This window comes from Paenibacillus marchantiae, from assembly GCF_028771845.1.
In the GTDB taxonomy this organism is placed as follows: Bacteria; Bacillota; Bacilli; order Paenibacillales; family Paenibacillaceae; genus Paenibacillus; species Paenibacillus marchantiae.
On record NZ_CP118270.1, the window covers coordinates 1634488 to 1650802 of the forward strand.

The window sequence follows — 16315 nt, forward strand, 5'->3', positions numbered from 1 at the left end:
TGCTAAGGTAACCGAGGGCCAGAGGTCGAACTATACGAGTTTGTAAGGAGTGAGATTAGAGCATGAAACCGATACGTAATTCGGCAAAGGCTGTCATTGTACAGGATGGACGTTTGCTGGTGATCCGGTTGGAGGATCAATATGGTGACGCTTATGTTTTCCCCGGCGGAGGACAGGAGAAAGGCGAAGAACTCAAGGATGCCGTTGCTCGTGAATGTCTGGAGGAGATTGGACAGGCGGTGGACGTGGGAGAATTGCTGCATATCCGGGAGTATATCGGAAAAAACCATGAATTTGCCGAGTGGGATGCCGATGTCCACCAGGTTGAATTTTATTTTGAATGCAGATTGATTGATGCGAAAGCTACAATCTTTGAAGGCTCCAGCCCAGACGACCATCAGGTAGCCGTAGAATGGATTCCGCTTGAAGAGCTGTCCAAGGTTCGCCTATATCCGAAAACAATTGGTGAGTTGCTCCAGAATAAGAATTCATCACGCATTTATCTTGGAGATTTGAATTAAAACTGTCACGTTTACGAACGGGTTCATGGATTCACCATAGATGAGGTGGGTACACTATAAGTACAGGCTTATATACAACAATGTGATATAAGCGAAGAGATCAGAGATAGGCAATCAAGTATGCTTATCTTTGAGATTTTAGCTTATCTACCCTAATGTTGAAGAACAATGGAAGTAGTGAAGGGGACGGAATCGATTCTGAAGAAGCGAAGCGTTCGCTTGCATCCTAGATTTTCACTTATATATCCGTTGAATTAAACATTTACACGATAACGGAGAGGACAGAAGAAACCTGAAAAAGCAAAGCGTTCGCCTTTATCACCGGATTTTCCCTTGAGAAAAGGGAGTCAAAAAAATCTGGGGATAACAGCGATTGGAAGGTTGTTCTGTCTTCGTAGTGTCAGTGTAAATCGTCTGCGAGACAACAGCGATCGAAAGAACGATCCGTACCCGTAACGGCCGCCTACAACGTTCTTCAAATATTCCCCCAAATCGAAAGGAGCATGTCCCATGAACCAGACTGAATTGAAAAAAAACATTGTAAAAGCATTGGAAAACAACCCTTTTTGCAGTTTCTCCACGGTTGAGAATGGTAAACCGAAATCACGCTATATGGCGCTTTTCAACGATGGAATGAACATTCATCTGGCGACAAACCGCCGTACGCACAAGGTAGAGGAGCTGGAGAATAATCCGAACGTCAGCCTTTTGCTAGGATATGAAGCGGGCGGCTCCAAGGAAGTGGTTGAGATTGAAGGGACATGCGAAGTGACGAAAAATGAAGGTTTACGCGAACAGGTATGGAATGATGAACTAAAAGCTTGGTTTGACGGCCCGAACGATCCCAATTATGTCATTCTGGACATTACCCCAAAACGGATTGAATACATCGGCAAAGATCATGAGCATCAGGTGTGGGAGCAATAATTTTAGATATTGAAAATCACCTTTTCTAAGTGGAAGGCCGTGCCGACTATTTGGAAAAGACATAGCAAACCGTGAACGCCAGAAGGCTTCACGGTTTTTTGATATGGGTCGATTCAGCTAATATGGATATAGATGTAAGCCACATGTAATATACGTTTTTAACAGCGTGAGTAAACTATTTTCATCCAAAAACATGCAAAAGATGTCGAAATCACGCATGTTATTGTAAACTGGGGTAAGTATGTGCGGATAACGTAAAAAATAATGCTTTTCAATGGCTGAACATTGCGTTATGATTTGGAATGTAAACGGTACGCACAGATATGAATAGATGTTCATGTGAGATAAACTAACCTGGAATTCTGAACCATACGATCAGAAAATCAGTACGCACAACCCATGAGATCTTTCGCATTTCTGCGCTTATTCGTTTGCTCACTAATACATGATTCAATGTACATAACCGGGAGGGGTTATTTTGAGAAAGAGTAAAAAAGTATTATCAAGCCTGACTGCCGCTTTGGTTGCATTAAACGTGCTTGCGGTATTTCCGGTACCTGTATCGGCTGCGGACGCTACCAAGGTTAAATTGCGGATCATGGAAACAACGGACATTCACGACAACCTGATTAACTATGACTACTATTCCGACAAAGAGACAGACCAGTATGGTCTGGCGAAGACAGCTACGCTGATCAAAAAAGCCCGTGACGAAGCGAAGAACAGCTTGCTGTTCGACAACGGTGACCTGATCCAGGGTAACCCGCTCGGGGATTATGTAGCGAAGATTGATCCACTCAAAAAGGGTGAGACTCACCCTGTATATAAAGCGATGAACCTGCTCGATTATGATGCAGGAAACATCGGTAACCATGAGTTTAACTATGGTTTGGATTTCCTTGACATGACGCTGGAAGGTGCGAACTTCCCTTACATCAATGCCAACGTATATGTAGATGACGGTGACGACGATGAGACGAATGACAAGAACTATTTTACCCCGTATAAAATTTTAGACAAAAAAGTTACCGATGAGAGTGGCAAAGAGCACACCATCAAGGTGGGTGTCATCGGATTTGTACCACCACAAGTCATGCAGTGGGACAGCGCTAATCTGGAAGGCAAAGTCATTGCCAAAGACATTATCGCTACTGCGAAAAAATTCATTCCTAAAATGAAGGCTGAAGGTGCCGACATTATTGTAGCTATTCCTCACTCCGGTTTTGAAGATATTCCGCAAACGGATCTGATGGAAAACTCAGTATTGTATCTGAGCCAGGTTGAAGGCATTAATGCCATTCTGTTCGGACATGCCCACAAAGTATTCCCGAGCGCTGATTTTGCCGGTAAAAAAGGTGTAGACCTTGAAAAAGGTACAATCAATGGCGTTCCTGCTGTAGAGCCAGGCTTCTGGGGTGACCACCTTGGAATTATCGATCTGGATCTGGAACTGGTAGACGGCAAATGGAAAGTGGCAGACTCCAAAGTGGAGGCACGCCCAATCTATGACACAGCCAACAAAAAGGCTCTGGTAGATGCTGATCAAGAGATCGTTGATGCTGTTCATGACGAACATGAAGGTACGCTTGAGTATGTGCGTGGTCCAGTCGGCGAAACGACAGCTCCAATCAACAGCTTCTTTGCACTGGTTCAGGATGATCCATCCATTCAGATCGTTACCAATGCACAGAAATGGTATGTTGAAAAACATATGCAAGGAACAGAATACGAAGATATTCCTGTATTGTCTGCAGGCGCTCCGTTCAAAGCAGGCGGACGTTCAGGTGCTTCGTATTACACGAATATCCCTAAAGGCACCATTGCGATTAAAAACGTAGCTGACTTGTACGTGTATCCAAATACGGTACATGCCGTATTGGTGAATGGCGCTGAGCTGAAAGAATGGTTGGAATGGTCTGCTGGTCAATTTAACCAGATCGATCCGGCAAAAGGTGGACAGCAACAATTGGTCAATATGGACTTCCCAACGTATAACTTCGACGTTATCGATGGTGTTACGTACCAAATTGATGTAACTCAACCAGCGAAATACGATGGCAAAGCAACGATTGTAAATGCATCAGCTAACCGGATTAAAGACCTGAGCTTCAATGGTAAACCGGTTGATCCAGCACAAAAATTCATCGTGGCAACGAATAACTATCGTGCTTCTTCGTCCAAACTGGCTAACCCAGACGGTAAACGTATCGTCTTGGCTGCACCGGATGAGAACCGTCAAGTGATCATTGATTACATCCGTGAGAACAAAACGATTAACCCGGCAGCAGATGGCAACTGGTCGCTTGCGCCAATTAAGCCTTCTGCAGGTGTAACAGCAGCTGCACTTAACGATCTTGAAGTGGTGTTCGCGTCTTCCCCAGATGCCAAAGCATTGGTTGAAGCGAACCCGGCGATGTCCTTCATTGGGACAAACAAAGACGGTTTTGCTGAGTATGGCTTGAAATTGACAGGAGAAGCAACAACGACTCCAGAAACAGGTGTGGAACCTGCTCCAACGCCTACGAAGCCAGACCCAACTCCAACTAAACCTACAACCAAGCCACAACCTGAGAAACCAGCAGGCGGCAAAGTGGTTCATGTGGTGAAAAAAGGAGATAACCTCTACCGCATCGGCTTGAAATATGGTGTGGACTGGCGCAAGCTGGTTTCCGTAAATAAAATTACAAATGTGCACAATCTTAAAGTTGGACAGAAAATTGTAATTCCCGCTTCTTAAGATTAATTAGCGGTAAATGAAGACCGACAGTCATCAGACTGTCGGTCTTTTTCATGCTATGCTGATTCGTTAACTCATCAGTAACCGTCATAGTTGAAGTCATCAAAACAGTAGAGATAAATTTCAAGACCCATGCTATAATATTTACAAACTTTGGGTATATACCAGTAAACATTAATGAGATAGAATCACAAACTGGCAAGGGGGTTCTACATGAATTGCAGTGGCTGCAGTCCAATTCATCCTATAGAGGATCAAGGTACCCTGTATATGCGTCCCATCTCCCCCGCTTTGCTGGAAGCACTGCAAAAGCAGGGAAGACATATCGAACATTCGGATGGACTCATCTGGATGCATTTTTTGAATCTTGAATCTGTACAACGTTGTATTGAGGATATTCTCAAGATTGAAGCGACCCTGCCAGATATGTTAACGGTTCAGGTCACTCCACTGTATGGCCAGGCCGATGCTGATAGCTGGATTAGTCTATCCATGCAGGAAGCTCGCCTCAAACATGCTGATCTGGTTTCTGTTATTCTGGAACATCAATTCAGCAGTCATATGCAGCCAATCGTAGATGCATCGGAGCAGATTATCGGATTTGAATTTTTACTTCGTCCTGCTGAACAGGGTAGACCCTTCAGTGCATATGAATTATTTGAAGTTGCAAGGGATACCGGATTGCATTCTTTTCTGGATCGGACAGCCCGTGTTGCTGCCATCGAGACGAGTGCCGTTCTTTTACCGCATGGTGTCAAACGTTTTGTGAATTTCCTGCCTTCCTCCATCTATAACCCCGAATACTGCCTGACGCACACATTTGAGACGATTGAACGCCTTTCGCTAGACCCTAAGGATTTTGTGTTTGAAGTGGTGGAAACGGAACAGATTCAGCATATGTCCATCTTGCAGCATATTTTTGAGGTGTATCGTTCTCATGGAATGTCGGTTGCCTTGGATGACGTGGGGGCCGGATTCTCGACGATTGAAGTAATGAATCGGCTGAAGCCGGATTTTGTCAAAATAGATCGGAGCCTCATTGATCATTGTGATCATGATTTGAACAAACAGAAGCAAATTATCAATATTGTTGAGATGTCGCGTCAATTTGAGGGGCGGGTACTTGCCGAAGGCATTGAACGAATCGAGGAATTTGATTTCTGTCGATCCGTGGGTATTGATTTGGCACAAGGGTATTATTTTGGTAAACCAACCGCATATCCGCCACAAGGTCCCTACGGAAAAACATCTGCATAAACAATAAAATACGGATGTACCAACAAGTCACTTCGCATGATCGGAGTGGCTTGTTTGTCGTGCTATGTAAATTTATAAATACGCTCATCCAACCGATATATAGGATAGGCCTTTAGATTAGATGGGCGTCTATGTGACACCTTATTTAATTAGGTTGGAGAGGTCTTACATAAAAAAGAAAAAGGGCAGATTTATATTTGGAGGGGGAGAAGCAAAATGGGGAACATTCGGGGGAATGAGCAAGTTAAGGCAGCAATCAAGCCAGCCAAGCCAAAAGATAATAAACCGAAAAAGAAAAACAAAAAGAAAAAAGGCTTCGTCTGGAGCATAAGGAACAAATTATTGGTATCCTTCCTGGCGGTTCTGCTCTTGCCGAGTCTAACCATTGGGATCGTTACGCTGATTATCGCTGATCATACGGTGGAAGACCAACTGATGGACAGTGCCAAACAAAGTGTAGACACAACGAATTCAATCATTGGGACACATGTGGATGCGAAGGTTCATGATATCAATTATTTTGCTAGTTTGATTGTAACTGACATGATTAAAGGACAAAATGAAAGCCCTGAGCTTGAGCTGAAATTGAAACAGTATCTTGGACTGCATCCGGATGCTTTAAATATCTTTGTGGGGACCAAAGAGGGAGTCATGGTCCGTGGCAAGGAATCTGCGGGAAGTTCACAAGGGTCACCTTATGATCCCCGGGAACGAGAATGGTACAAACTTGCAATGGAGAAGCCAGGTACTCCAGTAGTTTCACCTGTATCCAAGAACACGGATGGCATTGCAGTTGTTTTTGTCTCCAAAACGCTTGATGATCAATCGGGTGTTATTGGTTTGTCCATGGATCTAACAGAGCTTCAAAAACAGGCATCCATTAAGGTTGGCAAGGAAGGGTATGTCGTCATCTTGGATGCAGACAAAAATTATGTCGTATCCCCAGTCGTGGAAGCTGGTACACAAGAACAAACAACAACGCTGGATCCAATGTTCGAGAGCAAGGAAGGCGAGTTCAGCTATATCTATAATGATGATCCCAAAACCATGATTTTCTCTACGAATGAGAAAACTGGATGGAAAATTGGCGGTACAATGTTCAAAAGCGAAGTATCCAATGCAAGTAAAGACATTCGGATGGCTACACTCATCGTTATCCTGGCTGCCACATTACTTACTCTGATCTTCATTATCTGGTTTACACGTTCGATGCTGCGTCCGATTAAACGTCTGCAGGAATCCGCCAGATCCGTAAGCAAAGGCGACCTGACGGTAAAATTGGACACAGGACGCAAAGATGAGGTAGGCGATCTGGCGAAGTACTTTGAACGGATGGTCGACAATCTGCGCATGATGATTCTGGGTGTACAGGAAACAGCAGAGCAGGTATCTGCCTCCTCACAGGAATTGTCCGCTAGTGCGGATCAAACAACCAAAGCTATTGAGCATTCAACGATGGCAATTCAGGAACTTGCCGAGGGTGCCGAGCAGCAAGTGAAGAGTGTAACGGATGGATCGGGAAAAATGAGCCAAATGGCGGAAGATGTTCGCATGATGTCTGAGCGAGTGCAATCCATTACAACGAATATGCGGCATACATCTGGAGCGGCTTATTCAGGTAATGAGGCTGCAGGTCAGGCAGTAGAGCAGATGAATAGCATTCAAGAAACGGTGGAACAGCTGGCGACGGTGGTTCAGTCACTGAATGTACGCTCTGTTGAGATCGGCAGTATGGTAGATGTGATTGCCACAATTTCGAAACAGACCAATCTGCTGGCTCTGAATGCTTCCATTGAAGCGGCAAGAGCGGGAGATGCTGGCCGTGGCTTCGCAGTTGTAGCGGGAGAGGTACGGAAGCTCGCAGAGGAATCGGGAAGCTCGGCTGCGCAGATTGGTCAACTCGTTCATAATATCCGTCAGGATATGGATGCTGCCCTGAACGCTATGAATGCAGCTCAGACTCGGGTTGGAGACGGAATTCAGGCCGTGAATACGTCCGGACAATCCTTTGCACAGATTCGGGAAGCTGTAGAGGATGCTGTTCATACGTTGGATGATTTGTCCGAAACAACGAAGCAATTGGAGAATGGTGCTTCCCACGTTGCCAAAGCAATGAACGATATTTCGATTGTGACCCAAGAATCTGCTGCGAATACGGAATCCGTCTCGGCATCTTCACAGGAACAGCTGGCATCTGTGGAGGAGATCGCTTCGTCTTCAGCACATCTGAACAGTATGGCGGAGCAACTACAAGGATTGTTGGGTATGTTCAAAATGGTGGAGGACACGCCGAAGGATGGGGACAAGTCCTGACCATTAGGCGATATCTTTTATCTCAGTTTCTATAGAAATTAGAAGGAAATAAAGATAGACATTTCTCCTGCAGCCCTGTATAACTATAGCGTCTGGTTTATCCGCAATAATTGCAGTGTAATCATATCTGGCAGGCCATTCTCATATCATGCTCCAAAACATGATGAATACAGCGGCGCAGGAGGCTTTATGACATTTGTAGCAATTCTGATTTTTGTCCTGACCATCACATTGGTTATCTGGCAACCACGCGGATTAGGTATTGGTTGGTCCGCCATGGGTGGGGCTCTGCTAGCATTGATGTGTGGTGTTGTCAGTCTGAACGATGCATCTGATGTGGCATCCATTGTATGGAATGCAACGCTCGCTTTTGTCGGCATTATCATGATTTCATTAATACTCGATGAGACAGGTTTCTTCGAATGGGCCGCTCTTCATATGGCAAGGTTGGCAGGAGGAAATGGACGTAGGCTCTTTATCTATTCCATTTTGCTCGGCGCGGCGGTGTCGGCGCTCTTCGCCAATGATGGTGCAGCGCTAATCCTCACCCCGATTGTGCTCGCGATGGTACGTGCATTGAAGTTCGATGAGCGCATGGTACTTGCCTTTGTTATGGCTAGTGGATTTATCGCGGATACAACGTCGTTGCCGCTGGTCGTCAGCAACCTGGTGAATATCGTATCTGCGGATTATTTCGGTATTACATTTGTGGAATATGCGGTGCGGATGATTGTGCCTAATCTCTTTTCCATCGTGGCGAGTACCGGGATGCTGTTCTTGTTTTATCGCAAAAGCATCCCGCTTCGCTACGATATTTCTGCAGCACGTGATCCACGGGAAGCTATTCGTGATCCGCGGATGTTCCGCATCGCCTGGTTCATGCTGGTGCTGCTGCTCGTGGCCTATGCCTCCAGTGAGTTTTTGCCGATTCCCGTATCGGTTATCGTCGGCGCCGTAGCTCTTTTGTTCGCCATATTGGCAAGAAAGAGCGAAGCTGTGGACCTGAAACGCGTGATTAAAGAAGCACCATGGTCCATTGTCGTGTTCTCGGTGGGCATGTATATCGTGGTGTATGGGTTGCGTAATGCCGGTTTAACCGATCACTTGAGCCGTTGGCTAGATGCCATCGCAGACCATGGTCTGTTAGCTGCCTCAGTGGGGATGGGCATGATCGCAGCGATATTGTCATCCGTAATGAACAATCTGCCCACCGTGTTAATTAACGCATTGGCGATTCAGGGTGCACACACCGAAGGTATTGTGCGTGAGGCGCTGATCTATGCCAATGTGATCGGTTCCGACTTGGGTCCCAAAATGACGCCAATCGGTTCACTTGCCACATTACTGTGGCTGCATGTGCTGTCCCGCAAAGGTGTAAAGATTACATGGGGATATTATTTCAAGGCAGGCATCATCTTAACCATTCCCACACTATTAATCACCTTGGCCGGATTAGCGTTATGGCTATGGATTCTGGGTTAGTAAAATCGTAATTTACATTAACAATCATCATATGATCCAACTTATTGTAAAAAGCTGCTCTCACACGCTGGTGTTACCTACCAGCTATGAAGCAGTTTTTTTGATTCTTCTATAGAAGAATCAAATTCTCTTTTTACATTATGCATGTACACAATGGCCAGCCTTCTACAGTGCTGGCCTTCTTTTTTGCCATCCCCAGTCTGAGGATTAAAATGCCTGAGACACAACCAGCGCTGACACAGCGCAGGGAACGGAACGATTGTGTAAAAGCGAAGCGTTCGCCTTTATCCCCGGATGTATTCCTTGAGAAAAGTAAATCATATAAATCCGGGGATAACAGCGATTGAAACAACGTCCGTTCCCGGAGCGGCCACTTCAGCGCAATTTGTCACAGATGTATTTCAATCCACAGTAAACATTTTTAACATTGCGTTTACAAAACATTGATTTTGAGATGACATAACGCAACTACAATGAATAAAGAGTTGATGGTGAACAAAAATAAAAGCAAATCGCCGTCACTAATTTGGGGGAGGAAAACAAAACATGTTTAAAAAGTTGCCGTTCATTTTGATGACCTTAACGTTCGTACTGGTACTCGCAGCATGCGGATCGAAAAATGACGCTGGTACAGAGGGAAGCAATAATTCCACAGGAGAAACTGCTACTGAACTTAGTGGTAACATTCTCGCTGTTGGATCAACAGCACTGCAACCTCTGGTAGAGCAAGCTGGACAAAAATTTATGGCAGTTGATGAATATAAGAACGTGATGGTACAAGTGCAAGGCGGCGGTAGTGGTACTGGTTTGACACAAGTATCCGAGGGACAAGCTACAATCGGTAACTCTGACGTATTTGCAGAAGAGAAAATCGATGACGCAGCAAAAGTAAGCGAACTGAAAGATCACCAAGTGGCTGTTGTAGCCATCGCTCCAGTAAGCAACAAAGATGCAGGTGTACAAGATTTGACGAAGCAACAACTGATCGACATTTTCTCTGGTAAAATCACAAACTGGAAAGATGTTGGCGGTAAAGATCAAGCCATCGTTATCGTAAACCGTCCTAGCAGCTCCGGTACTCGTGCAACATTCGAGAACTTTGCACTGGGAACAAAAGTGGAAGATATCCAAGGTTCTATTCAGGAAGATTCCTCTGGTACAGTTAAAAAGCTCGTAGCTGAAACGCCGGGCGCAATTGGTTACTTGGCTCTGTCCTACCTGGATGACAGCCTGCAAGTTTTGAAATACGAAGGTGTAGAAGCAACGGTTGAAAACGTAGAAGCAGGAACTTATCCGGTATGGGCTTACGAGCACATGTACACCAAAGGTGACCCGGATGCAGCAACAAAAGCATTCCTCGACTACATCCTGAGTGACGAAATTCAACAAAACGACGTGACGGAGCTTGGTTACATCCCGGTATCCGGCATGAAAGTAAAACGTGACGCAGCAGGCACTGTGACTCAATAATCTTTGAACTTGCGCATACAGCGAGAGAGGCGGACCCAGGTCCTGCCTCTTTGCGCGGTTTGCTCTGGATTAATCCCATATTTTGCATGAATTCTACTATAGAAGGATGGTTGTTATGGAACAGACCGAAGGGGGAACGGTAATGAACAACAAGTTGAAACCGCGCCGGCCCTTGAGAGAGAAGCATTATTGGGAAGAGTGGACGGGACGGATCTATACGTCGATTTGTGTCGTTTTCCTGATCGTTGTCATGTTTTCCATCGTTTATTTTGTAGCGTCCAAAGGCTTGTCGACCTTTTTCCAGGATGGCGTGAGTATGCGCGAATTTTTAACCGGAAAAACGTGGAATCCAACGGGAGAACCTGCTGCCTATGGAGCGTTGCCGTTCATTACCGGTTCATTCATAACAACATTGCTTGCAGCTCTGATTGCAAGTCCACTTAGCTTGTGTGCAGCGCTCTTCATGACCGAGATTGTACCAGGTAAAGGTAAAAAGATATTGCAACCTGCGATTGAGCTGCTGTCCGGTATTCCTTCCGTTGTGTACGGGTTTATCGGTCTCAGTGTTATCGTTCCTTTATTGCGCAGCATGTTTGGCGGAGCCGGCGTCGGGATTGCAGCCGGATGTTTGGTTCTGTCTGTTATGATTTTGCCTACCGTAACAAGTATTATGGCAGATGCACTGTCAGCACTGCCGAAAGGTCTGCGTGAATCGTCCTACGCACTGGGGGCAACACGCTGGCAAACGATCTACCGTGTCATTATCCCGACGGTTCTTCCAGCTTTGCTGACAGGGATTGTACTTGGTATGGCACGCGCATTTGGTGAAGCTCTTGCCGTACAGATGGTCATCGGGAATGCACCACATGTACCGACATCACTGCTCGAATCGGCTTCAACGTTAACGAGTGTAATCACCCTGAGTATGGGTAACACCACGATGGGATCTGTTCATAATAATGCACTGTGGAGTATGGCGCTTGTCCTGCTGGTGATGACCTTTGTCTTCGTCATTCTGGTTCGCCTGCTTGAAAGGAGGAACCGGGTATGAAAATGAAGGCTAAAACGGTAGATAAAGTTGCCACATCCGTTATCGTTGTTCTGGCGCTGTTCATTGTTGTTCTCTTGCTCGGTTTGCTTGGCTTCATTCTGGTACGTGGGATTGGGCAGATTAACTGGCACTTCCTGACCAGTGCACCACAGCTGCTAAAAGGTGGAGGCGGGATTGGACCGCAATTATTCAACTCGATATTCCTGCTTGTTCTGACCTTGATTATTACGATTCCGCTCGGATGGGGCGGCGGTATTTATATGGCTGAGTACGCCAAGCCTGGCCGGATCACAAGTTTTATTCGACTCGTTGTCGAAGTGTTATCCTCGTTCCCATCTATCGTTATTGGTTTGTTCGGACTCTTGTTAATTGTTAATACATTTGGTCTTGGATTCTCCTTATTATCGGGTGCGATGGCCTTGGCTATATTCAATCTTCCACTCATGGTGCGGACAACGGAGCAAGCGTTCCGGGCCGTTCCGAAAGAGCAGAAGGAAGCGGGTCTTGCACTCGGATTGTCCAAATGGAAAATTATTACCTCCATCCTGCTGCCTGTGGCATTGCCAAGCTTAATCACGGGTACGATCCTGGCATCGGGCCGGATCTTCGGTGAAGCAGCAGCCCTGATGTTCACAGCGGGTATGAGTAGTCCACCGCTGGACTTCACGGACTGGAATCCAACGAGTCCAAGATCGCCAATCAATCCTTTGCGTCCGGCAGAGACGCTGGCCGTGCACATCTGGAAAGTAAACAGTGAAGGCATTGGCCCGGATTCCAAAGAAGTAGCAGCTGGCGCTTCAGCCGTGCTTGTACTTCTCGTACTGGCGTTCAATCTCAGTGCACGCTGGATCGGTCGGGTGGTTTACCGCCGCATGACAGCTTCGAAATAAGGAGGAACCAACATGGCCATACCTTTTGGTACGGAACAGTTAAGCATATATTATGGGCATTTTCAGGCAGTTAAGCAGATCAGCCTGACTTTTCCCGAAGCCAGTGTAACGGCACTCATTGGACCATCCGGCTGTGGTAAATCCACGTTCCTGCGGTCGCTCAACCGAATGAACGACGAGATTGCCGGTTCCCGCACCGAGGGACATATCTGGATGGATGGCAATGATCTGAATGAGCCGGGCACAGATGTGATCAAGCTCCGTCAGAAGATCGGCATGGTGTGGCAGAAGCCGAACCCTTTCCACAAGTCTATCTACAACAATATCGCGTTTGGCCCCCGCTACCGCGGTATCAAGAACAAGAAGGCACTGGATGAAATTGTGGAAAAAAGCTTGCGTCGCGCTGCGCTCTGGGACGAAGTGAAGGACAGACTGAATGAATCTGCCCTGGCCCTTTCGGGTGGGCAACAGCAGCGGCTCTGTATCGCCCGCGCGTTGTCGGTTGATCCGCAGATTTTGCTGCTCGATGAGCCGGCATCTGCGCTTGACCCGGTATCAACGGGTAAGGTGGAGGAGTTGATCTCGGAGCTCAAGAAGGAGCTGCGGATCGTAATTGTTACCCATAATATGCAGCAGGCGGCACGCATCTCGGATTATACAGCTTATTTTTATCTGGGAAGCATGATTGAGCACGGGGATACGGAACATATTTTCACCAACCCGGACAATCGTCTGACTCAAGAATATATTATGGGACGTTTCGGTTAACTGTTAAATTGGATGGAGTATGAGATCGAGATAGATTTATAGAGATAGAAGGAAGCATAACACTCGGGCGAGGTCGTTCGGGGGTTATGCTTTTTTACATCATTCTACATATGGAATAGTTTGCCAAAATAAAAACAATCATGCTACGATATTTGTGAGCACCACCTTTAATTTGATAAGAGAAGGAGATGTGGATCATAACTACCCATAAGATTGCCCATGACACCATGGCAACTGAAATTATCTCGCATTATTCCATAGAAAAGCCTGCAATTTCCTTTATCCGACATAATGAAAATCTAACGTATCAGGTGGTTGATGAATCAACCGGAGAGAAGTACCTATTGCGTATACATAAAGCCGCTTTTGCAAGCATGACGGGCATCCAGCATACACGACCTGCACTTGAAGCAGAGATGAATCTACTTTATGAATTACGGGCTGCCAGACCATTGCGGGTGCAGACTCCTGTACGCAATACATCGGATGAGTGGGTCACCGTCTGGTTGGACGAAGCAGGAGAAGAGATCTGTTGTACTGTTCTGGAATGGATTGAGGGCAGGGATATTAAGCAGGGAGAACGTCTGACAACAGCGCAGATTCATGATTTGGGCGTACAGTTGCAGACGTTGCACCAATATGGACGACGACCAACGGGAGCTCCTGAGCCTCAGGTGGGTTCACTGAAGTCTGAAAGCGGGCAGCAGACGAATGACCGTGAACAGCACGCTGATAAGGCGATCATCTCAGATATATATAACGATAGCCCTGCCTTAGAGCAAATGGGAGTAAGACCAGCCTATGGCTCGATCAAAGAGAATCTGGTCATGTTGGAGCAATTGGAGGAAGGCGTTAGACGTGGTATCTTTACTCCTGAAGATTTCGATCTGATTCGTGAGACGTTTGAGAACATTAACGGGCAACTCGAAACGTATCCGCAGAATGCCGAGACATGGGGAGTGATACACGGAGATATTACCCGCGGTAATCTGCTAGTGACGGATCAGGGTATATCTATGATTGATTTTTGTTTATACGGTTATGGCTACTATCTCTTTGATGCCGGAGGTGCGGCTACGATTTTCAATCGGGAGGAACGGGATGTCTTCCTATCGGGATATACGGAGCAGACAGGACCACTGACGAAACGTGATATTCGGTTAATGGAAGGATTCATGCTGATCTTTACGTTCGGCTATTTTGCATTTCAGATGGAGAATGAGTCCAGGTACGAATGGATGAAAGAGCGGATGCCTCTTATATGCAGCAAATTTTGTAGACCATATCTGCAGAACGAGAGTATTTTCTATGAGTTATAATTTGTGATTTCTAGTGGGTGGGTAGCGCTATGAAGAACATTCGTGCAAAGAGAGTTGCATCGAAGAGGCAGTCTGGTGGCTGGAAGCATGTCGGATTGCTACTTAGCGGAGTGGGCATATCCAATCTGGGTGATTTCATATATATTGTGGCGATTAACCTGATGGTATTGAATATGACACAGTCTCCAGCGGCAGTCGCAGGGTTGTGGATTATCTCGCCGATTGCTTCGGTGTGCACTAAGTTTTGGTCAGGCAGCCTGATTGATCGTTATGATCAGCGACAGCTGATGATTGGTGCTGATATGCTACGGGCATTGTTGGTGGCGGCGCTCCCACTGATGTCCAGCCTATGGATGATGTACGCAGTGATGTTTCTGATCAGCATGTCTTCATCTATATTTGTCCCTTCCTCTCAGGTATACATTACCCGATTGGTACCTGCTGAACGGCGCAAGCGCTTCAATTCCCTACAAGCCCTGATCAGCTCAGGGGCATTCATTACCGGCCCAGCAGTTGCAGGAGTGATGCTAATTTATTTATCTCCGGCGGCAGCCATTTATGCCAATGCGGTTTCCTTTGCTGCTTCTGCGTTGATTCTAATGTTTCTTCCCAAACTGGGCATTGGAGAACAGAATATAGGGACGGGAAGCAGACTGACACCTCGGATGATTGCCCAGGATTGGAGAGCTGTACTGAGCTTCAGCCGAAAGTCGGGCTACGTGGTCGGTATATATGCCCTGTTCCAGATTATTCTGGTGGTCGGCATGTCGCTGGATGCTCAGGAAGTGGTGTTTATCCGTCAGGTGATGAACCTGCCTGAATCACAGTACGGAGCATTAATGAGTATCACCGGAATCGGTTATTTGGCAGGTTCCATGCTGGTTTGGATGTTCGCCAAACATTTGCCGATCCGTCACATGATGGGTGGCGGTGTACTTCTGGTTGCGCTGGGTTATTTTCTGTTCGCCCGTTCATTCTCGTTTGAGCTGGCGGCTGTTGCCTTTATTTTGCTCGGTCTGTGCTCCGCACTGGCGAATACGGGCCTGGTTACCTTTTATCAAAATAATATCCCTGTCGATCTGATGGGGCGAATGAGCAGTGTACTTGGACTAGTGTTAAGTATGCTACAGGTGGCTTCCATTTTGATTGCAGGCGTAGTGGCCGAGCAGTTGTCACTTCGTATGGTATATACAGTTGTATCCGGGGTTATGCTGCTGGCTGCGTTGGGATTGTGGGTGACGAGTATGCTTCCTTCCCGAAGCAGGTATTACGATGAACCATCGAAGCCCAAGGCGATGGTGGGGTGACAGGCAGAAATACGGCAATTCTAGTACAGAATAAAGGTTGCCTGAATACCCGAACCGTTCTGTGGAACATAACATAAATAGTATTAAACACTGATAGTCACTAATAGAAAATGAACAATGTATACGCTTTCGAGATGAAACGCATTAACACATTCATGTGATGAAAGTTTACAGTTCGTTAATTTATTTAGTGTATAAAATGGAAAAAAGCAAATATTCACAAAGAAATCGTTAAGTTTGTTGACACTGATCTTCCGGTCGATTAATCTTAAT

General features: G+C 46.2%; 12 protein-coding genes. All 12 read left to right on the forward strand.

Going from position 1 to position 16315, the window contains the following annotated elements:
- The first annotated feature begins 62 nt into the window (after positions 1-62).
- The 12 genes from PTQ21_RS07575 to PTQ21_RS07630 all read left to right on the forward strand — a co-directional run bounded on the left by PTQ21_RS07575 (position 63) and on the right by PTQ21_RS07630 (position 16042).
- Positions 63-521 carry an NUDIX domain-containing protein gene (locus tag PTQ21_RS07575; RefSeq protein ID WP_090954060.1) on the forward strand — a complete coding sequence of 153 codons (459 nt, stop codon included), beginning with the start codon at positions 63-65 and terminating at the stop codon, positions 519-521.
- Between the two features lie 510 nt (positions 522-1031).
- The gene (locus PTQ21_RS07580; RefSeq protein ID WP_274569347.1) at positions 1032-1448 is read left to right on the forward strand and encodes a pyridoxamine 5'-phosphate oxidase family protein; all 417 of its coding nucleotides are present in this window, start codon (positions 1032-1034) and stop codon (positions 1446-1448) included.
- A 478-nt stretch (positions 1449-1926) separates the two neighbouring features.
- Positions 1927-4185, forward strand: coding sequence for a bifunctional 2',3'-cyclic-nucleotide 2'-phosphodiesterase/3'-nucleotidase (locus PTQ21_RS07585; protein WP_063566222.1), 2259 nt, complete (start codon positions 1927-1929; stop codon positions 4183-4185).
- Positions 4186-4398: 213 nt separating this feature from the next.
- Positions 4399-5442, forward strand: a complete 1044-nt coding sequence (locus PTQ21_RS07590; RefSeq protein ID WP_274569349.1) for an EAL domain-containing protein — start codon at positions 4399-4401, stop codon at positions 5440-5442.
- Between the two features lie 216 nt (positions 5443-5658).
- Positions 5659-7755, forward strand: coding sequence for a methyl-accepting chemotaxis protein (locus PTQ21_RS07595; protein WP_274569350.1), 2097 nt, complete (start codon positions 5659-5661; stop codon positions 7753-7755).
- Positions 7756-7944: 189 nt separating this feature from the next.
- On the forward strand, positions 7945-9237 hold the full coding sequence (locus tag PTQ21_RS07600; protein ID WP_090810194.1) for an arsenic transporter: 1293 nt from the start codon (positions 7945-7947) through the stop codon (positions 9235-9237).
- A gap of 546 nt (positions 9238-9783) precedes the next feature.
- Positions 9784-10707: a phosphate ABC transporter substrate-binding protein gene (locus PTQ21_RS07605; protein WP_063566219.1), complete on the forward strand. Its 924-nt coding sequence runs from the start codon at positions 9784-9786 to the stop codon at positions 10705-10707.
- Positions 10708-10822: 115 nt separating this feature from the next.
- A complete protein-coding gene (gene pstC / locus PTQ21_RS07610; RefSeq protein WP_063566218.1) occupies positions 10823-11758 on the forward strand; it encodes a phosphate ABC transporter permease subunit PstC in 936 nt (311 codons plus the stop codon).
- A gap of 2 nt (positions 11759-11760) precedes the next feature.
- A complete protein-coding gene (gene pstA / locus PTQ21_RS07615) occupies positions 11761-12648 on the forward strand; it encodes a phosphate ABC transporter permease PstA (RefSeq protein WP_063566305.1) in 888 nt (295 codons plus the stop codon).
- 12 nt (positions 12649-12660) lie between these two features.
- Positions 12661-13416 (forward strand): phosphate ABC transporter ATP-binding protein PstB, encoded by a 756-nt coding sequence (pstB, locus tag PTQ21_RS07620; RefSeq protein WP_063566217.1) that lies wholly within the window; start codon positions 12661-12663, stop codon positions 13414-13416.
- Between the two features lie 227 nt (positions 13417-13643).
- Positions 13644-14735, forward strand: a complete 1092-nt coding sequence (locus tag PTQ21_RS07625) for a phosphotransferase enzyme family protein (RefSeq protein ID WP_274569353.1) — start codon at positions 13644-13646, stop codon at positions 14733-14735.
- Between the two features lie 29 nt (positions 14736-14764).
- Positions 14765-16042 carry an MFS transporter gene (locus PTQ21_RS07630; protein ID WP_274569354.1) on the forward strand — a complete coding sequence of 426 codons (1278 nt, stop codon included), beginning with the start codon at positions 14765-14767 and terminating at the stop codon, positions 16040-16042.
- The last annotated feature ends 273 nt before the right edge of the window (positions 16043-16315 follow it).

Coding starts and splice junctions, on each gene's coding strand:
- PTQ21_RS07575 (WP_090954060.1), top strand. CDS start 63: ATGAAACCGATACGTAATTCGGCAAAGGCTGTCATTGTACAGGATGGA.
- PTQ21_RS07580 (WP_274569347.1), top strand. CDS start 1,032: ATGAACCAGACTGAATTGAAAAAAAACATTGTAAAAGCATTGGAAAAC.
- PTQ21_RS07590 (WP_274569349.1), top strand. CDS start 4,399: ATGAATTGCAGTGGCTGCAGTCCAATTCATCCTATAGAGGATCAAGGT.
- PTQ21_RS07595 (WP_274569350.1), top strand. CDS start 5,659: ATGGGGAACATTCGGGGGAATGAGCAAGTTAAGGCAGCAATCAAGCCA.
- PTQ21_RS07600 (WP_090810194.1), top strand. CDS start 7,945: ATGACATTTGTAGCAATTCTGATTTTTGTCCTGACCATCACATTGGTT.
- PTQ21_RS07605 (WP_063566219.1), top strand. CDS start 9,784: ATGTTTAAAAAGTTGCCGTTCATTTTGATGACCTTAACGTTCGTACTG.
- pstC (WP_063566218.1), top strand. CDS start 10,823: ATGGAACAGACCGAAGGGGGAACGGTAATGAACAACAAGTTGAAACCG.
- pstA (WP_063566305.1), top strand. CDS start 11,761: ATGAAGGCTAAAACGGTAGATAAAGTTGCCACATCCGTTATCGTTGTT.
- pstB (WP_063566217.1), top strand. CDS start 12,661: ATGGCCATACCTTTTGGTACGGAACAGTTAAGCATATATTATGGGCAT.
- PTQ21_RS07625 (WP_274569353.1), top strand. CDS start 13,644: ATGGCAACTGAAATTATCTCGCATTATTCCATAGAAAAGCCTGCAATT.
- PTQ21_RS07630 (WP_274569354.1), top strand. CDS start 14,765: ATGAAGAACATTCGTGCAAAGAGAGTTGCATCGAAGAGGCAGTCTGGT.